Here is a 19,898-nt window from a genome sequence, read left to right on the forward strand (position 1 = left end):
CTGTGCCGGCATCCGCCGATCCGGTCCACAGGTGGATCGAGGCGTGGCCGCGTACTGACTTCGCCCGGTCGGCCGTCCCGCTGGCGGAGATCCGCTCCGGCGGTCCCGAGCGCGACGGCATCCCGTCGATCGATGCGCCGCGTTTCGTCGCGGTGACGGATGCCGACGTGCCGGACGTCGAGCCGGTGGTGTCGGTCGTCGTCGCCGGCGACGCCCGGGCCTATCCGTTGCGGATCCTGATCTGGCACCAGATCGTGAACGACGTCGTCGGCGGCCTGCCGGTGGCGGTGACCTACTGTCCTCTGTGCAACGCCGCCATCGTGTTCGATCGTCGGGTGGACGGCCGGACCGTCTCGTTCGGCTCGACCGGCCTGGTCCGGCACTCCGACCTCGTCATGTACGACCGGCAGACCGAGAGCTGGTGGCAGCAATACGAGGGCCAGGGCATCGTCGGCGCGATGGCCGGCGTGCGGCTGCTGGCGGTGCCGGCGCGGCTGGAGGCGATGGGGCGGTTCGAGGAGCGGTTCCCGCAGGGTCGGGTCCTGGTCCCGCCCGACGAGACCTCTCGCCCGTACGGCCGCAACCCGTACACCGGGTACGACAGCATGCCGACCCCCTACAACTACGACGGTCCGCTGCCGGAGGGCATCGCCCCCTTGGCGCGGGTGGTGTCGGTCGGCGCCCGGGCCTGGAGCCTGGCCCTGATTCGGGCGCGCGGGACCGTCGAGGTCGACGACCTGCTGATCGAGTGGACACCGGGGCAGAGTTCGGCCCTGGACGCCAAGCACATCGCCGACGGGCGCGACGTGGGCAACGTGGTGGTCCGGCGGCGCCAGGGCGGCGGCTTCGTCGACGTCGCGTACACCGTCGGGTTCGCCTTCGTCTTCAAGGCATTTCATCCGGACGCCGCGATCGTCGTCGACTGAGGGCCCGGCGCCGCACGCTTCGCGGCATTTTCCCGAAATTGTTTCTTGTGCGCGGGTGGTCCCGGCTCCTAGAGTCGCCGGACCCGCAAAGGAACAGGCCATGGTGACGGTACCCGAAGCCAACCGGACCCTTTGGGAGGCGCTGGACTCCGTCTACGAGGCGCAGCGCGACGCTGCGCAGCAGGCGCGTCAGGCCCTCGCGAAGCTGGCCGGCATCCATCCCGAGATCGCCCAGGACCCGTTGGCCCGGGACGCGCTGCGGGCGGCCGTCGCGCGTCAGGACGGCATCGTGCGCTATGCCGAAAGCCAACTCGCGCTCGCCGAGACCATGAAGGCCTACTGGGACCAGCGGGCCGCGATCGCGGACGGTGAGCCGGAGCCGGTGCCGCTGGTGCGGCGGGCCGGTAGCTATCTGCCGGGCCATGCGGCGACGCGACCGGCCGCGCCGGTGACGGTCGCCGAATAGGGCCCGGCCCCCGGCCTGGCGGTCCCGGTCGAGGGGCTTCGGCTTTTGGCTGACGGACCGCCGCGCCGCGCTCTACACTCCGCCGTCCGCAACCCCCGGCCGAGCCACTCCATGAACCGACCCGCCCATACCGGCTACAGCCCGACCCTCTGGGAGCGGCTGGCCGCCGCTCCGCATCCGTCCGACAGCTTCCAGTCGTCGTTCTGGCACGCCACCGCGCTCGACGGTCCCGCGACGCAGCGCCTGGAGGGCGAGGCGCGAACCGCGCTGGCGGTGGTCGGCGGCGGCTATCTCGGGTTCTCGACGGCGTTGCACCTGGCCGAAGCCGGCCACGAAGTCACCCTGCTGGAGGCCGACGAGCCGGGGTTCGGCGCATCCGGGCGCAACACCGGCTTCGCGGTGCCGAACCTGCTGACCGGGCTCGACCCGCGGGACGTGAAGGCGGAGTTCGGAGAGGAGAAGGGCACCCTACTGTGCCGGACCCTGGGCGAGGGGGCGGAGCTGGTGTTCGAGCTGATCCGCCGGCACGAGATCGACTGCCAGGCCCGGCAGGCCGGCTGGATGCAGCCGCTCCACACGCCGAAGAAGGCGGCCTGGCTGGACGATCGGGTCGAGCAATGGAAGGCGCTCGGCCGGCCGGTCCGGCGGCTGTCGCGCGACGAGGCGGTGTACGAGACCGGCTCCGAGCAGTATCACGGCGCCTTCCTCGACCCGACCGGCGGTCATCTCAACCCGCTCGCCTATGTGCGGGGGCTGGCCCACGCCGCGATCCGGCACGGGGCGCGGGTGTTCAGCGACAGCCGCGCGAAGCGCCTGGAGCGGGTCGGCGACGTCTGGCGGATCGAGACCGACCACGGCGTGCTGATCGCCGACCGGGTCCTGCTGACCACCAACGCGACCGGTGGCGGCCTGGCGCCGGCGGCCGAGGGCACCCAGTTCCCGATCACCCTGTTCCAGGTCGCGACCGAGCCGCTCGATCCCGAACTGCGCAAGTCGGTGCTGCCGAACGATCGCTGCTCGGCGGATACCCGCAAGGACCTGATCGCCTACCGCTGGACCTGGGACAACCGGCTGGTGACCGGCGGCCTGCTGGCGAACCCGGTCGGCTCGGCCGGGCGCGGCCGGACCCACCATATCCACCGGTTGCAGGCGCTGTTGCCGCAGCTGCCGCCGCTGAAGGTGGCCTATGCCTGGCAGGGCCGGCTGGCGGCGGCCCGGGACTACATGCCGCGGCTGATGGAACTCGGCCCGAACGCCTGGTCGGCGATCGCCTGCAACGGCCGCGGCATGGCGATGACCACCGCGCTCGGCCGGCAGTTCGCGCTGTGGCTGACCGGGGGCTCGAACGAGGGCCTGCCGGTCCCGCTCACTAAGCCGGACCCGGTGCTGCTGCCGGGCCTCGCCTCGCTGGCGTTCTCGCTGTGGCTGCCGCTGAACCGCTGGAAGGACGCCCAGGACCTCAAGGGCTGAGCTCCTGCAGTAGCCCCGATCGGATCGCGGTTGTCGGCCTCAGGCGATCGCTGCGGACCGTGACTCCGTCGATTTCTGGCGTCCAACGGCGCAGATCGTAGTACATACGCGCGCGAGAGCCTTCGGCGCTCCGGCGTTCGGCGCCGGTGTCGGTGGAGTCCAGACCGGGTCGCCACGGCAAGTAGTGTGCGTCTCGGCTCCTTCAACAGATCGGAAGCAGATGAAGAACGCCTACAAGGACGACAGTTTCAGTGCGCGCTTGAGCAGCGCGGCCCAGGCGAAGCAGGATTCCCTGAAGAGGGCCCGCGCGATCGCGCGACCCGGCGACCCGGCACTGGCGGAACGGCAGCTCGCACGACAGAGGGCGGCGGCGGCGCGCGACGCTCGGCAGGCCGAGCGCGAGGCGGCTCGCGCCGCCGAGATCGAGCGAAGGGCGGCCGAGCGGGCGGCGAAGGACTTCGAACGGCTGGCGGCTGAGGCGGCGGAGACCGAGCGTCTCGCTGCCGAGGCGGAGGCTCGCGCCCTCGCGCTCGAGGCAGTGAAGGTTCAGCAGAAGGCCGCCCGGGATGCGCGCTATGCCGCGCGGAAGGCCCGGCAGCGGTAATACGCCGGGGACCGCCGCGCGACAGCGGCGACCGCCCGAAGGTCAGGGCTGGGTCGCCGCCTTCTCGCCCAGCAGTCCGATCCGGAACCGGGTCTTCAGGTACCCGCCGTCGCGCGGCGGCACCGCCATCGGCAGCGGCTCGTCGACCACCTTGGCGACGGCCATCACCGGTCCGGGCGTGCGTAGCAGCAGCTCGCCGAGTTGGCCGGCCTCCGCCTCGGTGCGGATCGTCGCGGTCGTCGGGAAGCCGCAGGCCTTGGCGACGGCGGCCAGGTCGGTGCCGAGGCCGGTGGCGGTCGGCTGCCGGCCGGTCTCGGTGTAGCGCTCGTTGTCGAGCACGCAGATCGCCAGGTTGGACGGGCGACGGGCGCCGATGGTGGTGAACGAGGTCAGGCCCATCAGCATCTCGCCGTCGCCGGTGACGACCACCACCCGGCGCTCGGGCCGGGCGATCGCCAGGCCGAGCCCGATCATCGCCGAGTTGCCCATCGCGCCCCACAGATAGAAGTTCTCTGGCCGGTCGCCGAGCGAGGCCAGGTCCCAGGTCGAGGAACCGAGACCGGTCACCACCAGGGCGTCGCCGCGGTCGGCCAGGGCCTTGGCAAGGATCTCGCGGCGGTGCAGGACGAAGTCGGTCATTGCGCGCCCTCCTTGTTGTCGGCGACCCAGACCTTGGAGCCGATCACCCGCTGCGAGACCAGTACCGCGACCGCCTGGTCGCTGCTGTAAGCCATGCGCAGCCCGGCCTCGACCATCGCGCCGACGTCCTCGGCGGTGTCGGCGTGGAACACCTTCACGCCGATCGCTTCCAGCACCGGGGCGACGGCCTGGCCCATCGGCACCTGCCACGGGTTTCCCTCGCCCCACTGGCCGCGCATGGTGACGATCGCGAAGAACGGGAACTGCGCCGAGGTGACCAGCGAGGCGATGGCGTTCACGGTGTTACCGACGCCGCTCGACTGCATCAGCACGGCCGCCTTCTGGCCGCCGAGCCAGGCGCCGGCGGCCAGGCCGACGCCTTCCTCCTCGGTGGCGCACATCACGGTCTCGATCGCGTTGTCCTCGCGGCAACGCTCGATCAGCCTGGTCAGGCCGCCATCGGGCACATAGGCGACCTGCCGGACACCCGCCGCCTTGAAGTGGCGGTGGGCGGCCACGCTCCAGTGATCATCCATTCCTGGGGGCTCTCCGTGCCTCGAGAAGGGTGGATCGAAGCTAGGTTCCGGGGTAGCGGTTTGTAAAGATCGATTGCATACAATATGCCTCCTGTCCGCAGTTCCCTCCGCCCCCACTTTCAGCGGCTCCCCATGCGCACGTCCCCGGCTGCCGACGCGGCCTATCTCGAAGACCTGTACGCCCGATTCCTGGACGACCCGCTGTCCGTCGACCCGAGCCTGTGGCCGCTGTTCGCGGAGTCCGCCGATGCCCGCGCCACCGTCCGGCGCGCCCGCCGGCCGCGGGTCGCGGCGGCGGCCGGCGACGCCGAGCTGGTCCGGCGCAGCGTGGCGACCGAACGGCTGATCGCGGCCTGGCGGACCCACGGCCATCTGGCCGCCCGGCTCGACCCGCTGGGCCTGCGCGCGGCGCCGGGCCATCCGGAGCTCGACCCGGCGGCCCACGGGCTCGGCGCCGAGGACATGGCGGCCCCGGTCGCGGTCGAGCTGCCGGCCGGCTGCGCGGCGGCCACGCCGGGGGCGGTATTCGACCGGCTGCGGGACGTCTGGGGCGGAACCTTCGCGGCCGAGGTCATGCATCTGGAGGACGTGGCGGCCCGCGACTGGCTGATCGCCGCGGTCGAGGGCGACCGCTTCGCCGAGCCGAGCCGCGAGGAGCGGCTGGCGCGGCTGGACGGCCTGCTGGCGGCCGACGCGGTCGAGCAGTTCATGAACAAGCGCCTGCCCACCAACAAGCGCTTCGGTCTCGAGGGCATGGAGGCCGAGGTGCCGATGTGGGAGGCGATGCTTGCCGACGCGGCTGCCGCCGGCGTCACCGACGTGGTCATGGCGCCGATGCACCGCGGCCGGCTGACCCTGATCACCCGGGTGGTCGGCAAGCCGTTCAACGCGGCGTTCTCGGAGCTGCTCGGGACCCCGCAGGTGCCCGACGGCATCGCCGCCTCGTCCGACGTGCCGTACCACCTCGGCATCTCCACCGACCGCGAGTTCGGCGGCCGGCCGCTGCGGATCGTCATGCCGTCGAACCCGAGCCACGTCGAGCTGGTGGCGGCGGTCAGCCTGGGCAAGGCGCGCGCCAAGCAGGACCTGCTGCGGGCGGCCGGCGAGCCCGATCCCGAGGGCCGGGTGCTGCCGCTGCTGCTGCACACCGACGGCGCGTTCGCGGGGCAGGGGGTGATCGCCGAGATGCTGCAGCTGGCATCCCTGCCGGCCTACCGGGTCGGCGGCTCGGTCCACGTGATCGCCAACAACCAGCTGGCCTTCACGGTGAAGCCGGAGCATGGCCGCTCGTCGCGGCACCCGAGCGACGCCGCCAAGGCGATCGGCGCGCCGGTGCTGCACGTCCAGGTCGACGACGTCGACCAGGTGGTGCGGGCCGGCCGGATCGCCATGGCGTTCCGGGCGAAGTTCCGGCGCGACGTCGTGGTCGACGTGGTCGGCTACCGCCGGCGCGGCCACAACGAGCTCGAGGAGCCGATGTTCACCGAGCCGGTGCGCTACGCTCGCATCGCCGGGACGCCGGGCTCGCCCCAGGGCTATGCCGATGCCTGCGTCGCCGCCGGCGCGATCGACCGCGACCGCGTGCAGGCGCTCGCCGACCGGCACTGGGCGGCGCTCGACGAGGCGTTCGAGGCGGCCAGGGGCTACAAGCCGAACCGTCCGGACCGGCTGGCCCGGCGCTGGTCGGCCCTCAAGCCGCGCGGGCAGGGCGAGGCGCCGGCGACCGGCCTGCCGCTCGACAGGCTGCGGGCGCTCGGCGCGGCGACCGTGCGGGTTCCGGAGGGCTTCGAGCTGAACCCCAAGATCGCCCGGCAGTGGGGCGAGCGGACCGACAGCCTGGAGCGCGGCGAGGGGGTCTGCTTCGCGACCGCCGAGGCGCTGGCGTTCGCCAGCCTGCTGGACGACGGCTACGGCGTGCGGCTGACCGGCCAGGACAGCCGGCGCGGCACGTTCTCGCAGCGCCACGCCGTGGTGTTCGACCAGACCACCGGCGAGGAGCATACGCCGCTGGCGGCCCTGGCCCACGCGCCGGGAAGGCTGACGGTCGCCGACAGCCCGCTGACCGAGGAGGCCTGCCTCGGCTTCGAATACGGGGCCAGCATCACCGACCCGGACACGCTGGTCGCCTGGGAGGCGCAGTTCGGCGACTTCGCCAACGGCGCCCAGGCGATCGTCGACCAGTTCATCGTCGCCGGCGACGACAAGTGGCTGCGGCAGTCCGGCCTGGTCCTGCTGCTGCCGCACGGCCTGGAAGGCGGCGGGCCGGAGCATTCGTCGGGCCGGGTCGAGCGGTTCCTTCAACTGGCGGCCGACGGCAACATCTCGGTGCTGGCCTGCGGCTCGCCGGCAAACCTGTTCCATGCGCTCAGGCGGCAGATGCTGCGGCCGTACCGGGTGCCGCTGGTGGCGTTCACGCCGAAATCCGGCCTGCGCCACGCCGAGGCGGTCTCGTCGCTCGCCGAGTTCGGCCCGGGCACGGCGTTCCGGCCGGTGATCGCGGATGCGGCGGTCCCGGCCGGCGCGCGTCGGGTCGTGCTGGTCGCCGGCAAGCTGTACTTCGAGCTGGCGGCGGCGCGCCGCGAGCGCGGCATCGACGACGTCGCCCTGGTGCGCGTCGAGGAGCTGTATCCGTTCCCGGCCGAGGCGATCGCCGGGGTGCTCACGCAGCACCCCGGGGCCGGACTGGTGTGGGCGCAGGAGGAGCCGGAGAACATGGGCGGCTGGCGTTTCGCTGCCCCGCTCCTGGCTTCCTTGCGCGGCTCCGAGAGCCATGCCACCTATTGCGGGCGCCCGGCCGCGGCATCCCCTGCCGTGGGTTGGGGCAAGTGGCACAAGGCCGAGTACGCGGCGATCCTCGACGCGGCCCTGGCCCCCGCCGCCGCCCGCCGCAGGAGAGCTTCATGAGCACCGCCGTCCAGCGCCGCCTGATCCCGACCTCGACCCATTGGGGCACCTACTACGCCGAGGTCGAGGGCGACCGGCTGGTCGCGGTCCACGACTACGCCAAGGATCCCGCACCGGCGATCATCGGGCCCGGCATCGTCGACGCGGTGACCCACGAGACCCGGATCGGCCGGCCGATGATCCGCAAGGGCTGGCTGGAGAGGCGGCACCACAGCGACCGTTCGGGGCGCGGGCGCGAGCCGTTCGTGGCGGTGCCGTGGGACGAGGCGCTCGACATGGCGGCCGCCGAGCTCGACCGCATCAAGTCGGCGCACGGCAACACCGCGTTCTACGCCGGCTCCTACGGCTGGGCGAGTGCGGGACGCTTCCACCACGCCAACTCGCACATCCACCGGTTCTTCAACCAGTTCGGCGGCTACGTCCGGCACGAGGGCACCTACTCCTATGCCGCCGCCCAGCAGATCCTGCCGCACGTGGTCGGCAAGCTGAAGCCGCTGCTGGACCAGCACACTACCTGGCCGGTGCTGGCCGAGCACTGCGAGCTGCTGGTCTCGTTCGGCGGCATGCCGGTGAAGAACGCCCAGGTGACCTCCGGCGGCGTCGGGCGGCACACCTGCTATCACGGCCTCAAGGCCTGCGTCGACAACGGGTGCGAGATCGTCTATCTGAGCCCGATCCGGATCGACATGCCGCCCGATCTCGGCGCCGAGTGGATCCCGGTGCGGCCCGGCTCGGACGCGGCACTGATGCTGGCGCTGGCCCACACGCTGATCGTCGAGGGCCGGCACGACGCGGGGTTCCTCGACCGCTACACGGTCGGCTTCGAGCGTTTCCGCGCCTACGTGCTGGGCGAGGGCGACGGCCAGCCCAAGACCGCGGACTGGGCGGCGCAGCTCAGCGGCGTCCCGGCCGACACGATCCGCGATCTCGCCCGCCGGATGGCCGACAGCCGCACCATGATCAATTCGACCTGGTCGATGCAGCGCTGCGAGTATGGCGAGCAGCCGATCTGGCTGACCGTGGTGCTGGCGGCGATGCTCGGCCAGATCGGCACGCCCGGCGGCGGCTTCGGCATCGGCTACAGCTCGGAGAACGGCGTCGGCAATCCGGTACGGTACTTCCACTGGCCGTCGGTGCCGCAGGGCGAGAACCCCGTGAAGGCCGTGATCCCGGTGGCGCGGGTCTCCGACATGCTGCTGAACCCGGGCGGGCCGCTCCAGTTCGACGGCCAGGACCTGACCTACCCGGACATCCGGCTGGTCTACTGGGCCGGCGGCAACCCGTTCCACCACCACCAGGACCTGCACAAGATGGTCGAGGCGTTCCGGCGCCCGGAGACCGTCATCGTCAACGAGATCTGGTGGACGGCGATGGCGCGGCATGCCGACATCGTGTTCCCGTCGACCACCGCGCTCGAGCGCAACGACATCTCGATCACCCACTGGGAGCCGCTCAGCGTCGCCATGAAGCAGGCGATCCCGCGGGTCGGCGACAGCCGGCCGGACTACGAGATCTTCACCGGTCTCGCGCAGCGTCTCGGCTTCGGCGAGCGCTACACCGAGGGCCGCGACGAGATGGACTGGATCCGCCACCTCTGGGACCAGTCGCGCCAGCGCGCCGCCGAGGCCGGCTTCGAGTTGCCGGACTTCGAGACATTCTGGGAGCAGGAGACCTTCGAGCTTCCCGATCCCGAGCGTCCGACCATCCTGCTGGAGGGGTTCCGGGCCGACCCGGAGGCCAACCCGCTGACCACGCCGTCGGGCAGGATCGAGATCTTCTCGGAGACCGTCGACGGTTTCGGTTACGACGACTGCCCGGGCCACCCGGTCTGGCGGGAGCCGGAGGAGTGGCTCGGCGGCAAGCTGGCCGAGACCTTTCCGCTGCACCTGATGTCGAACCAGCCGCGGACCCGGCTGCACAGCCAGCTTGACCCGGGCTCGGTCAGCAAGGGCTCGAAGATCGCCGACCGCGAGCCGATGACCATCCATCCCGACGACGCCGCGAAGCGGGGGATCAAGTCGGGCGACGTGGTGCGGGTGTGGAACGACCGCGGCTCCTGCCTCGCCGGCGCAGTCGTCTCGGACGTGGTGATGCCCGGCATCGTCCAGCTCTCGACCGGCGCCTGGTTCGACCCGGAGACCCCGGGCCGGGCCGGCGGGCTGGAAAAGCACGGCAATCCGAACGTGCTGACCCGTGACCGCGGCACCTCGCGGCTCGGCCAGGGCCCGAGCGCGCATTCCTGCCTGGTCGAAGTCGCCCGGGTCGACGGCACGATCCCGCCGGTCACCGCCCACCGGCCGCCCGAGATCGTCGAGCGCTGACCGGGGGTCGGCTGGATGCGCGACGACACCGACTTCCACGGCCAGGCCGTCCTGGTCACCGGCGGGGCCAGCGGCATCGGCTGGGCGGCGGCGCGGGCGCTCGCCCAGCGCGGCGCCCACGTCACGGTCGCCGACCTGAGGGAGGAGGTGGCGACCGAACGGGCCTCCGAACTCGGTGGCGGCCACCGCGGCATCGGCGGCGACGTGTCCAGCGAGGCCGACGTCGACCGCATGGTGCACGCGACCGCCGAGGCGTTCGGCCGGCTCGACGTGCTGGTCAACTGCGCCGGGCTGCCGGACACCTTCGTGCCGACCGTCAAGCAGACCCGCGACCACTGGCAGCGGCTGATCGACGTGCACCTGACCGGCAGCTTCCTGATGGCCAAGCGGGCCGCCGTCGAGATGATGCGGCACCGCCACGGCGTGATCGTGAACATCTCCTCGATCGCCGGCACCCACGCGCTGCCGCGCCGCAACGCCTACACCGCCGCCAAGCACGGGGTGATCGGCCTGACCAAGGCGCTGGCCTGCGACTGGGCCCAGGACGGCATCCGGGTCAACGCCGTGGCGCCGGGTTATATCCGCACGCCGTTCGTCGAGGGGCTGATGGCGCAGGGCAAGCTCGACGCCAAGGTGATCCGCCGGCGCACGCCGATGGGCGTTCTGCTGCCGCCCGAAGACGTCGCCAACGCCATGGTGTTCCTGGCCTCGCCGCTGGCGCGTATGATTACCGGGACGGTCGTGACGGTGGACGGCGGCTACACCGCTTTCGGCAGCCCGAACGACGCCGCGGTGATCGAGGACTGAAGCCATGCGCGAAGGCCCCTCGCCCGAGTTCGGCTTTCGCTTTCCGGATCGGCGGCAGGCGGCCCAGGTTGCGGTCGCGTCAGGCTTCCGGAGGGTCGAGGTACTGGGTCCGTCCTTGTGCCGAGATGGCGACCCGGCACCCGTCACCGGTACGGTCGACCCGGGCCTGCAGCATGTTCTGCCACTCGGCAACCCGCATCGAGGCGGGGACGCAACGGAATTCGACGCTGATCCGGTCGCCGTGGATCGTCTGGGTCCGGTGCCGGACGTGCGGGCCGAACATCAGCGCGTGGCCGGCCGGAACCCGGGGCGAGACGGTGCGGTCGCCGACCTGGAACTCGACGCCCGGCGCGGTTTCGCCGGCGTCGTCGAAGGTGACCCAGAACGTGAGCCCGCGCCCGTCGCCGCGAAAGAACCAGGCATCGGTATGCCAGGGGGCGAAGTCGGCCTGTTCGGAGCCGTGGTATCGCAGCGTGCCTGCCGGGAGCCCCATGATCGCGGGCTCGCCGAACAGCGTTTCGGCATGGTGCGCGAGGGCCTGCGCGTAGCCGAAGATGAGCGGGATCCCGACGTCGCGCCGCGCATGGCAGAACCTGGCGAACGACATCTTCCCGCCCGGCTGCAGCAATCCGGCTACTACCTGGCGGATGTCGGGGGTCGCGGAAGGAAACGGAAGCACGGTGAATGGCATGGTATGCATGCCGCGACGTTATTGCCGGCATGGACAGCCGTCCAGTGTGAGCTGTGCCGGATGACGGTCGGGCGCATGGCCGATGGCGTTCCGTCCGGCGGCCGCGGGGCGTCGGCTCCGGCGACTCGCACCGCGGCGACCGAAGGACGGTGCCATGCGTGAAGGCCCTTCGTTCGAGCCCGGCTTCCGCTTTCCGGAACGGCGCATCGTCCGCGCCGCCGGGTACCAGGCCGAGCGGTTGACGGCATCGGGTGTCGATCCCGACATCTGGGGGGACGTCGCCGAGCCGGTGCTGTGGGCGCTCGAGGGCTTCCGGTCGATGACCGATGCCGGCCAGGACATCGACGGCTACGTGCATGTCGAGCAACGGTTGCGCCAGGTCGAGCCGGTGCCGGTCGGCGAGCCGGTGACGTTTCGCGGCACGACGGTGGCGCTCGACCCGGTGCCGCGCGGCCGCCATCTGGTGCAGCGCTTCGAGGCGGTGCGCGACGACGGCACGGTGGCGGTGGTCGCCGAGCATGTCGGGCTGATGCCCGACCCGTCGAAGATGGGCGGCGGCAGAACGGTCGGGTCGATCGAGACCCCGGCGCCGATGGAGACGCTGGTCGAGAAGCGGCTGACGCCCGACCAGGTGCGGCTGTTCTCCGGCGACGTCGGCAACGAGATCCATTTCGACCCGGCCTTCGCGGCCCGCTACGGCTACCGCGCGCCGCTCGCCCAGGGGCTGATGACCATGCTGTGGATGGTCGGCCGACTGGCTCTCGAGACCGGCCCGCGGGCGCCGCTCGACGTGATCGCGCGGTTCCGCCGGCCGGTCTTCTGGGACGACCCGATGGTCATGCTGGGAAGCCGCGACGCCGCCGGCCGGCTGGTGCGGCTGGAGACCCGGAACGAGGCCGGCCGCATGACGGCCGAGCTCGAGAATACCGGCTCCGGCGGCGCGGGATGAGCGGGTTTGAACTCCTGCTCGAGCGGGCGGCAGCGCGCCGCGGCGAGTCCCCGGCCATCCACACCGAGGCCGGGTCGGTCTCGTGGCACGAGCTGTTGCGACAGGTCGAGCGCGTGGCCGGCGGAATGGCGAGCCTGGGGATCTCGCTCGGCGACCGGGTGGCGTTCTGGCTGCCCAACGGCCTGCCCTACCTCGTGCTTCACCTCGCCTGCGCCCGCCTCGGGGCGGTGACGGTCGCGATCAACACCCGGTTCCGGGAGCGCGAGCTGGCGGACATCGTGGCGCGCTCGGGGGCGGTCGCCCTGGTGCTGGCACCGGCGGCCGGCGGGGTCGACTACCTGTCGGTTCTCGGCGCCACCGACGCCCGGGCGCTGGGCCGGCTGCGGCATCTGATCCTGGCGGGGCTGGGTCCGGCGGGGCGGAGCCGGCCGTCGCCGCTGCCGGCGACCGGGGTCGTCGAGTATGCGGCGCTGGCCGACGCCGCGCCCTGGCGCCTGCCGCCGGTGCCGGAGGACGCGCCGGTCGCGCTGTTCACCACCTCGGGCACCACGGCCCGTCCGAAGTTCGCCCTGCACGCCCAGAACCGGGCGGTCGCCCACGGTGCCGATGTCGCCCGCGCCTTCCTGTACGGCGAGCCCGGGACGGTGGTGTTCCACGCCCTGCCGTTCTGCGGCGTGTTCGGCTACTCGCAGCTGCTCGGCTGCCTGGCGACCTCGGCCGACATGGTGCTGCCGTCGGCCTTCGATCCGATCCAGGCGGCGCGGATGATGGCGGAGCACCGGGTGACCCACACTTCGGGGACCGACGACATGCTGCACCGCCTGCTGCAGGCGGCCGACGACCTCGGCCTGGGCGAGCGGCCGTTCCCGCGCCTGCGGGCGATCGGCTACGCCGCCTTCAACACCACCCTCGCGCGGTTCCACGAGACCGCGGCGCGCCGCGGGCTGCCGTTGCGCGGGGCCTTCGGCATGAGCGAGGCCTACTCGTTCTTCGCCCTGCGCCGGGCGGACGAGCCCGAGGGCCGGCGTCACGCCGGCGGCGGCACCCCGGTCGGCCTGCACGGCCGGGTCCGGATCGTCGATCCCGACGGCGGCGAGGAGGTCCCGGTGGGCGAACCCGGCGCCCTGCTGATCCGCTCGGACAACATGATGCTGGGCTACGACGGCGACCCGGAGGCGACGAAGGCGGCGTTCACGGACGACGGCTGGTTCCGCACCGGCGACCTCGCCCGGCTCGACGGCGACGGCGGCTTCACCTTCATCGGCCGGCAGGGCGACGTGCTGCGGCTGTCCGGGTTCCTGGTCAATCCGCTGGAGATCGAAGATCGGCTGTGCGCCTATCCCGGGATCGACGGCGCCCAGGTGGTCGAGCTCGCTACCCGGGCCGGCAACCGGCCGGTGGCGTTCGTGACCCTGGAAGCCGGGGCCGAACTGGACGAGGCGGCGGCGATCGCCCACTGCCGGGACGGGCTGGCGGCCTTCAAGGCGCCGGTCCGCGTCGTGGCACTCGAGGCGTTCCCGACCGCGATGGGCCCGAACGGCGCCAAGATCCAGCGCGCCAAGCTGCGCGAGATGGCGAAGGATCTCGCCGGCGCCGGCTGAGAATGCGGTGCGGCAGTCCGTCGCATCCAGTATTTGCGCCGTTTTGATCCATCTCATGCCGCGGTGCAGCGAAAGAGCGGAAGGATGCCCCGTGACCGCCGGTCCGGCGGTCGGGATCTGAAAACGGGGACTCCTGATGAACGGTTCGTTCGCGCGGCGGCTGGCGGCCGCCGGAATGCTCGTGGCCTTGGCCGGCGCCTCGACGCCGGCCCTGGCGATCGACCAGGGCGACTGGCTGGTGCGCGTTCGCGGGATCGGCGTCATGCCGACCAGCGACAGCGGCGGCATCTCGCCCGACCTGCTGGGTGGCTCGCTGGAGGCGCAGGCGTCCTACGTGCCGGAGCTCGACATCACCTACATGGCGACCGACAACATCGGGTTCGAGCTGATCCTCGCGACCTCGAACCACGATATCGACGGTAAGGGGGCGATCGCCGGGCTCGGCAAGGCGGCCGACACCTGGCTGCTGCCGCCGACCCTGCTGGCGCAGTGGCACTTCCTGCCGAAGGGCAAGATCCGCCCCTATATCGGCGCCGGCATCAACTACACCATCACCTATGGCGAGAACGCCTCGGCCTCGCTCGAGAACGCCCTCGGCGGGCCGACCACCGTCGATCTCGGCAACTCGTTCGGCTGGGCGGTGCAGGCCGGCGTCGACTTCGACGTGGCGGAGAACTGGTTCGTCAACGTCGACGTGAAATACATCGACGTCAACGTCGACGCCGAGTTCCGGACCGGCAGCACCACCCGCACTGCCGATGTCGGGCTCGACCCGATCGTGGTCGGCGTCGGCGTCGGCTACCGGTTCTGAGGCGCCGCCCGGAAGCGAACGGCCGCCGCCCCGGGGGGAGGGGCGGCGGCCGTCGCGTTTCGACTCAGTCGTTGGTCAGCACCACGCGGCCGACGATCTTGCCGGCCTTCAGGTCCTGCAGGGTCTGGTAGGCCTGCTCGACCGGCCGGGTCTCGATCGGGATCGGCTTGACCTTGCCGGTCTTCACCAGCTCCATCAGCTCCTTGAGCTCGCCGAGCGAGCCGACATAGGAGCCGAGGATCGACAGCGCGCGCATCGGGATGGTCGGCAGCGAGATCGTGACCTGGCCGCCGTACAGCCCGACGATCACGTAGCGCCCGCCCTTGCGGAGCGCGGCCATGCCGAGATTGGCCGTGGCCTCGCCGCCGACGGTGTCGACCACCGCCCGCAGTTCGCCGCCGGCCAGCTTCTGCAGCTCGGCGACCGCGTTGCCGGCGGTCTTGGGGTTCAGCACCGCCGACGCACCCATGCCCTTGGCGGCTTCCAGGTGGGAGTCGTCGATGTCGACCGAGATGACGTTCTTCACGCCCATCGCCTTGGCGATGGCGACCGCCGACAGGCCGAGGCCGCCGGCGCCCATGATCGCCAGCCACTCGTCGTCGCGCAGCGGCATCGCCTTCTTCAGCGCCGAGTACACGGTGACGCCGGAGCACGAGTACGGGGTGGCGACGGTCGGGTCGACGTCGCCGATGTCGACCAGGTACTTCGGGTTCGGCACCATGCAGTGGGTGGCGTAGCCGCCGTCGCGGAAGATGCCGATCGAGCGCATGGTCGGGCACAGGTTCTCCTGTTCGGCCTTGCAGGCCGAGCACTCGCCGCAGCCGAGCCACGGGTGCACCAGCATGGTCTGGCCGACCTTCACGCCCTTGGCGTCCGGCCCGAGCGCGACCACCTCGCCGAGCACCTCGTGCCCGAGGGTGATCGGGAACTTCTGGCCGCGGTCGACGATGTTCAGCACCTTGCCGCCGCCGAGGTCGAAATAGCCGTCGGAGATGTGGATGTCGGAGTGGCAGACGCCGGCGCGGGTGACCTTCAGCAGCACCTCGGTGCCGGTCGGGGTCGGATCCGGCTTGTCGACCGCCTCGAACGGCTTGCCGGGCTCCATCAGCTGATAGCTGCGCATTCTGTCATCTCCCTTGGATTTTCTGGGGCCGCCGAGAGGCCGTCGGGCCCGGCGTGAAACGCTGTTCCAGATTTAAGCCCAGCCGCACGAGCCGTGTCGAGGGGGCGGTCGGACGCAGCCCTCAGCGGGCGCGTGCCCGGACCCGCTCGCGCCACCAGGTGTACAGGCCGGACCCGACGACGATGGCGGCGCCGGCGATGGTGACGCCGTCCGGCAGGTCGCCGAACACCAGGAAGCCCACCGTCGTCGCCCACACCAGCAGGGTGTAGTTGAACGGCTGCAGCACGCTGGCCGGCGCCATCTCCAGGGCCTTGATCAGGATGAGATGCCCGACCACGCCCATGGCGCCGGCGACCGGCAGCAGGATCCAGCCGGTCAGGTCCGGCGGGTTCCACTGGAACGGCCCGATCAGGCTGGTGACGGCGAAGCCGACCCAGCCGGTGTACAGCAGGATGGTGACCGTCCCGTCGGTCCGGGCGACGACCTTGGTGAGGATCTGGTAGACCGCGAACAGGGCGGCGCCGGCCAGCGGGATCAGTGCCGCCGGGTCGAACACCGCCATGCCCGGGCGCAGGATCACGACGACCCCGAGGAAGCCGACGGCGACCGCCGCCCAGCGCCGCGGCCCGACGTACTCGCCGAGGACCATGGCCGATAGCGCGGTGATGATCAGCGGGTAGACCGCCGCGATCGCGTGGGTGTCGGCCAGCGGCAGGTAGCGGAACGCCACCACGAAGCAGGCGATCTCCGCCAGCAGTATGCCGGCCCGCAGCAGGTTCAGGACCGGGCGGCGGGTCCGCAACCCGGCGAGAGGTCCGCCGGCGCGCAGCGACAGCACCGTGGCGAAGCCGGCGAAGAAGGCGTAGCGGACCCACAGGATCTGCCCGACCGGATAGTCGACGATCAGCGTCTTCGACACCGCGTCCATGCCGGAGAACAGCAGGTTCGCCAGCAGGATCAGGGCGATCCCGCGGGTCGGCGCGGCGCTGTCCGCGGCGGCGGCGCTCATCCGACGGTCCCGGCCCGCACCCGCTCGCGCCACCACACGTACAGGCCGCTGGCGACCACCACCGACGCGCCGGCCATGGTGACCGTGTCCGGGACCTCGCCGAACACCAGGAACCCGGCCAGGGTGGCCCAGACCAGCTGCACGAAGTTGAACGGCTGCAGCACGCTGGCCGGCGTCGACTCCAGGGCCTGGATCACCAGGCTGTGGCCGATGGTGCCGGCGGCGGCACTCAGCGCCAGCAGCGCCAGTCCGGCCGGGTCCGGCATCCGGAGGTCGAACGGCGCCACCGCGCTGGTCAGCACCAGACCGACCAGGGCGGTGTACAGGGTCAGGGTGACCGGCCGGTCGGTCCGGCCGAGGATCTTGGTGAGGATCTGGTAGACCGCGAACAGCGCGGCCGCCGCCAGGATCAGCAGGCTCGCCGGGTTGAAGACGGCGGCGCCGGGCCGCAGGATCAGCAGCACGCCGGCGAAGCCGACCAGCACCGCCGCCCAGCGCCGGGGCCCGACGTGCTCCTTCAGCACCAGCGCCGACAGCACCGTGATCATCAGCGGGTAGGAGATGCCGACCGCCATGACCTCGGCCATCGGCAGCAGGCCGAGTGCCAGCACCACGCAGCCCATGTTGACCGCCAGCAGCGCCGCCCGCAGCACCTGCAGCGTCCGGTGCCGGGTCGCGAGCGCGGCGCGGATCCCGCCTCCGATGCCGCTGGCCCCGGTGCCCCCGTGTGCCGCCGCCCGGCCCAGGGCCGCCACCGCGAACCCGAGGTAGAACGCCCAGACGATCTGGCCGACCGGATAGCTCGCCGCCAGCCACTTGTTGGTGGTGTCCATGGTGGTGAACGCGATGTGCGCCAGCAGGATCAGGACGATCCCGCGGCTCGGGCCCGCGACGGCGACGGCGGCTGGCATGAATGTCTCCGGAGAAGATCGCCGGCTCATACCACGGCGCCTGCCGGCCGGACAGCGGGATCGCCGGCCGCCCGCGGCATGGCTGGCTTGCGTCCCGGCGCGGAATCCGTCCCGGGAATTCATGAGTTTGTGTAGAATACCGGTCATTCGGGTCGCCGCTGATCGGGCATCCTTGGGGGAGGAGAACCGTGTCGGACCAGAACTCGCACGTCGGGATCATGCACCCCGACTACTACGAAGCCCTGCAGTCCATGGGCACGTCCTGGGAGCGCCCGCACCCCGGGCCGTTCCTTTGGGGCGACATTCAGACAAGTGCCACCGGCGGCTACGACTGGTCGGCGGTCGACTCCTACGTCGCGACTTCCCAGGCATCCGGCCAGAATATCGTCGCGACCATCTGGCCCTATGCCGAGTGGGACCAGTCGGGCACCTACGGCCCACTTTCGGACGACCAGATCGCAGGCTTTCCAACCCTCGGCTACTACCGGCACGCGCCGGTCGACACGGTCGCCTACAGGAACTTCGTCACCGCCCTGGTCGAGCGCTACGACGGCGACGGCATCGACGACATGCCGGGCCTGACCGAGGCGATCCGGACCTGGGAGGTCTCGAACGAGCCGTCGCTGACCTCGCCGGTGTTCTTCGACGGGACGGCGGCCGAGTACGTCGCGCTCCTGCAGGCGACCTACCAGGCGGTCAAGGCGGCGGATTCCGATGCCACCGTGGTCAACGGCGGCATGGCCGGCGGCCACCAGGAGGCGCTGGACTACTGGACGTCGGTGTTCGAGCTCGGCGGTGCCGACTACATCGACGTGTTCTCGTTCCACTCGATCGGCCAGGGCATGGACCTGAACCTGCCGACGGTGCAGGCGTTCCTGTCGGAGCAGGGCGTGTCGAAGCCGGTCTGGGTGACCGAGATCGAGTTCGAGGCTGCCGGCTTCGGCCAGACCTCGATCACCTCGAGTGAGTACGCGAACATCATCACCAAGGTGTTCGCCACGGCCTGGGCCAACGGGGTCGACAGGACGTTCTTCGTCGGGACGGCGACCGGCCCGGGCGACGAGACCTCCAAGTTCATGAGCCTGGAGGGCGTGCTGACCGACGGCGCGACGTCGCTGCCGGCCTACGACGCCGGCTACCTGCAGCCGACCGCCACCGCGATCACGACCATGGTCGGCGAGCTCGATTTCTTCACCTCTGCCGAGGTCGTGTCGGAGACCCGCAGCGGCAGCGACATCACGGCCGCCAGCTACCGGTTCACCGACGGGATCAGGACCGCCTACGTCACCTGGGGCGACGCCGCGCTGCCGTCGTCCGTCGGGTCGACGGTTCGGAAGATCTCGGTCGACGGCAGCTCCGAGATCATCTCCACCGGCGCCTACACGCCGGGCGACAACCCGGTGATCCTGGCCGACTACCGGACGACCTCGGGCACCGCCGGGGCCGACAGCGTCGTCGGCTGGGATCAGGTCGACACCATCGTCGGGGCCGACGGCTCGGACACCCTGATCGGCGGATCCGGGACCGACGTGCTGTACGGCAACCTCGCCACCGACCTGCTCAGCGGCGGCGACGGAGCCGACACCCTGTTCGGCGGCCAGAACGACGGTCCGTTCTCGGTCGGCAGCGACGGCTCGTCAGCGCAGCGCGAGGGAGTGGATACCCTGGTCGGGGGTGCCGGGGCCGACCTGCTGTACGGCAACAAGGGCGGCGACCTGCTGCTGGGGGGCAGCGGCGACGACGTGCTGTACGGCGGGCAGGACGCCGACACCCTGTCCGGCGGTGCGGGCAACGACACCCTGTTCGGCAACCGCGACGACGACACCATGGCCGGCGGCGCCGGCGCCGACGTCTTCGGGGTCGGGCTCGGCGACGATCGCATCGAGGATTTCGACGTGGCGTCGGACCGCCTGTCCGCCTCCACCGCCCGGGTCTCGGTCGGCGACGGTGCCGACGGGGCGGTGATCGGGTTCGCCGACGGGTCGGCGGTGACGCTGGTCGGGGTGTCGGCCGCGAGCGTGACCGACGCGCTGTTCGTCTGACCGGTTCCCGGCGCTGCCGTCGCGACCGATCGCAATTCGGGTTACGATGCCGGAAACCTGACTAGAACGGGACCGGCCGGGCGGCGCG

At 71.6% G+C, this 19,898-nt stretch carries 17 protein-coding genes; 11 read left to right on the plus strand and 6 right to left on the minus strand.

Annotated features, from left to right (window positions below; all coding sequences use genetic code 11):
- Window positions 1-2: 2 nt before the first annotated feature.
- From IE246_RS20315 to IE246_RS20330, 4 genes are all read left to right on the plus strand, one after another.
- On the plus strand, window positions 3-926 hold the full coding sequence (locus tag IE246_RS20315; protein WP_229837411.1) for a DUF3179 domain-containing protein: 924 nt from the start codon (window positions 3-5) through the stop codon (window positions 924-926).
- Window positions 927-1,026: 100 nt separating this feature from the next.
- Complete coding sequence (locus tag IE246_RS20320; protein ID WP_189993073.1) at window positions 1,027-1,392, plus strand: hypothetical protein; 366 nt, start codon at window positions 1,027-1,029, stop codon at window positions 1,390-1,392.
- Window positions 1,393-1,503: 111 nt separating this feature from the next.
- Window positions 1,504-2,862: an NAD(P)/FAD-dependent oxidoreductase gene (locus tag IE246_RS20325; RefSeq protein WP_189993075.1), complete on the plus strand. Its 1,359-nt coding sequence runs from the start codon at window positions 1,504-1,506 to the stop codon at window positions 2,860-2,862.
- A gap of 220 nt (window positions 2,863-3,082) precedes the next feature.
- Window positions 3,083-3,466, plus strand: a complete 384-nt coding sequence (locus IE246_RS20330) for a DUF6481 family protein (protein ID WP_189993077.1) — start codon at window positions 3,083-3,085, stop codon at window positions 3,464-3,466.
- Between the two features lie 42 nt (window positions 3,467-3,508).
- Here IE246_RS20330 and IE246_RS20335 read toward each other — a convergent pair whose 3' ends face one another.
- On the minus strand, window positions 3,509-4,105 hold the full coding sequence (locus tag IE246_RS20335; RefSeq protein ID WP_189993078.1) for a thiamine pyrophosphate-dependent enzyme: 597 nt from the start codon (window positions 4,103-4,105) through the stop codon (window positions 3,509-3,511).
- Entirely contained in the window at window positions 4,102-4,641 is a 540-nt protein-coding gene (locus IE246_RS20340; RefSeq protein ID WP_189993079.1) for a thiamine pyrophosphate-binding protein, read from the minus strand. The genes IE246_RS20335 and IE246_RS20340 overlap by 4 nt, the downstream gene beginning before the upstream one ends.
- Before the next feature lie 132 nt (window positions 4,642-4,773).
- Between IE246_RS20340 and IE246_RS20345 the strand changes: the two genes are divergently transcribed.
- Genes IE246_RS20345 through IE246_RS20355 form a run of 3 tightly spaced genes read left to right on the plus strand, consistent with a single transcriptional unit; the run spans window position 4,774 to window position 10,673 of the window.
- Window positions 4,774-7,545: a 2-oxoglutarate dehydrogenase E1 component gene (locus tag IE246_RS20345; protein ID WP_189993080.1), complete on the plus strand. Its 2,772-nt coding sequence runs from the start codon at window positions 4,774-4,776 to the stop codon at window positions 7,543-7,545.
- On the plus strand, window positions 7,542-9,866 hold the full coding sequence (locus IE246_RS20350) for a molybdopterin guanine dinucleotide-containing S/N-oxide reductase (RefSeq protein WP_189993081.1): 2,325 nt from the start codon (window positions 7,542-7,544) through the stop codon (window positions 9,864-9,866). Before IE246_RS20345 ends, IE246_RS20350 begins: the two co-directional genes overlap by 4 nt.
- Before the next feature lie 15 nt (window positions 9,867-9,881).
- A complete protein-coding gene (locus IE246_RS20355) occupies window positions 9,882-10,673 on the plus strand; it encodes an SDR family NAD(P)-dependent oxidoreductase (RefSeq protein ID WP_189993082.1) in 792 nt (263 codons plus the stop codon).
- 79 nt (window positions 10,674-10,752) lie between these two features.
- Here the strand turns inward: IE246_RS20355 and IE246_RS20360 are convergent, their stop codons facing one another.
- Window positions 10,753-11,301: a hypothetical protein gene (locus tag IE246_RS20360; RefSeq protein WP_229837412.1), complete on the minus strand. Its 549-nt coding sequence runs from the start codon at window positions 11,299-11,301 to the stop codon at window positions 10,753-10,755.
- A 217-nt stretch (window positions 11,302-11,518) separates the two neighbouring features.
- Here IE246_RS20360 and IE246_RS20365 point away from each other — a divergent pair, with 217 nt between their 5' ends.
- From IE246_RS20365 to IE246_RS20375, 3 genes are all read left to right on the plus strand, one after another.
- Complete coding sequence (locus IE246_RS20365; RefSeq protein ID WP_189993085.1) at window positions 11,519-12,313, plus strand: MaoC family dehydratase; 795 nt, start codon at window positions 11,519-11,521, stop codon at window positions 12,311-12,313.
- Window positions 12,310-13,914 carry an AMP-binding protein gene (locus IE246_RS20370; RefSeq protein ID WP_189993087.1) on the plus strand — a complete coding sequence of 535 codons (1,605 nt, stop codon included), beginning with the start codon at window positions 12,310-12,312 and terminating at the stop codon, window positions 13,912-13,914. The genes IE246_RS20365 and IE246_RS20370 overlap by 4 nt, the downstream gene beginning before the upstream one ends.
- A gap of 136 nt (window positions 13,915-14,050) precedes the next feature.
- A complete protein-coding gene (locus IE246_RS20375) occupies window positions 14,051-14,725 on the plus strand; it encodes an OmpW/AlkL family protein (RefSeq protein WP_189993089.1) in 675 nt (224 codons plus the stop codon).
- Between the two features lie 64 nt (window positions 14,726-14,789).
- Here the strand turns inward: IE246_RS20375 and IE246_RS20380 are convergent, their stop codons facing one another.
- From IE246_RS20380 to IE246_RS20390, 3 genes are all read right to left on the minus strand, one after another.
- Window positions 14,790-15,848 (minus strand): alcohol dehydrogenase, encoded by a 1,059-nt coding sequence (locus IE246_RS20380; protein ID WP_189993091.1) that lies wholly within the window; start codon window positions 15,846-15,848, stop codon window positions 14,790-14,792.
- Between the two features lie 121 nt (window positions 15,849-15,969).
- Window positions 15,970-16,857 (minus strand): DMT family transporter, encoded by an 888-nt coding sequence (locus IE246_RS20385; RefSeq protein WP_189993093.1) that lies wholly within the window; start codon window positions 16,855-16,857, stop codon window positions 15,970-15,972.
- On the minus strand, window positions 16,854-17,768 hold the full coding sequence (locus tag IE246_RS20390; RefSeq protein ID WP_189993095.1) for a DMT family transporter: 915 nt from the start codon (window positions 17,766-17,768) through the stop codon (window positions 16,854-16,856). Before IE246_RS20390 ends, IE246_RS20385 begins: the two co-directional genes overlap by 4 nt.
- 188 nt (window positions 17,769-17,956) lie before the next feature.
- Between IE246_RS20390 and IE246_RS28010 the strand changes: the two genes are divergently transcribed.
- A complete protein-coding gene (locus IE246_RS28010) occupies window positions 17,957-19,810 on the plus strand; it encodes a calcium-binding protein (RefSeq protein ID WP_229837413.1) in 1,854 nt (617 codons plus the stop codon).
- Window positions 19,811-19,898: the final 88 nt, after the last annotated feature.

The sequence above is a fragment of the Thalassobaculum fulvum genome (assembly GCF_014652915.1).
Classification (GTDB): Bacteria; Pseudomonadota; Alphaproteobacteria; order Thalassobaculales; family Thalassobaculaceae; genus Thalassobaculum_A; species Thalassobaculum_A fulvum.

Bases quoted from the DNA above. Each gene is read 5' to 3' on its own strand.
- IE246_RS20320 (WP_189993073.1), top strand. From the start codon at position 1,027: ATGGTGACGGTACCCGAAGCCAACCGGACCCTTTGGGAGGCGCTGGAC.
- IE246_RS20325 (WP_189993075.1), top strand. From the start codon at position 1,504: ATGAACCGACCCGCCCATACCGGCTACAGCCCGACCCTCTGGGAGCGG.
- IE246_RS20330 (WP_189993077.1), top strand. From the start codon at position 3,083: ATGAAGAACGCCTACAAGGACGACAGTTTCAGTGCGCGCTTGAGCAGC.
- IE246_RS20335 (WP_189993078.1), bottom strand. From the start codon at position 4,105: ATGACCGACTTCGTCCTGCACCGCCGCGAGATCCTTGCCAAGGCCCTG.
- IE246_RS20340 (WP_189993079.1), bottom strand. From the start codon at position 4,641: ATGGATGATCACTGGAGCGTGGCCGCCCACCGCCACTTCAAGGCGGCG.
- IE246_RS20345 (WP_189993080.1), top strand. From the start codon at position 4,774: ATGCGCACGTCCCCGGCTGCCGACGCGGCCTATCTCGAAGACCTGTAC.
- IE246_RS20350 (WP_189993081.1), top strand. From the start codon at position 7,542: ATGAGCACCGCCGTCCAGCGCCGCCTGATCCCGACCTCGACCCATTGG.
- IE246_RS20355 (WP_189993082.1), top strand. From the start codon at position 9,882: ATGCGCGACGACACCGACTTCCACGGCCAGGCCGTCCTGGTCACCGGC.
- IE246_RS20365 (WP_189993085.1), top strand. From the start codon at position 11,519: ATGCGTGAAGGCCCTTCGTTCGAGCCCGGCTTCCGCTTTCCGGAACGG.
- IE246_RS20370 (WP_189993087.1), top strand. From the start codon at position 12,310: ATGAGCGGGTTTGAACTCCTGCTCGAGCGGGCGGCAGCGCGCCGCGGC.
- IE246_RS20375 (WP_189993089.1), top strand. From the start codon at position 14,051: ATGAACGGTTCGTTCGCGCGGCGGCTGGCGGCCGCCGGAATGCTCGTG.
- IE246_RS20380 (WP_189993091.1), bottom strand. From the start codon at position 15,848: ATGCGCAGCTATCAGCTGATGGAGCCCGGCAAGCCGTTCGAGGCGGTC.
- IE246_RS20385 (WP_189993093.1), bottom strand. From the start codon at position 16,857: ATGAGCGCCGCCGCCGCGGACAGCGCCGCGCCGACCCGCGGGATCGCC.
- IE246_RS20390 (WP_189993095.1), bottom strand. From the start codon at position 17,768: ATGCCAGCCGCCGTCGCCGTCGCGGGCCCGAGCCGCGGGATCGTCCTG.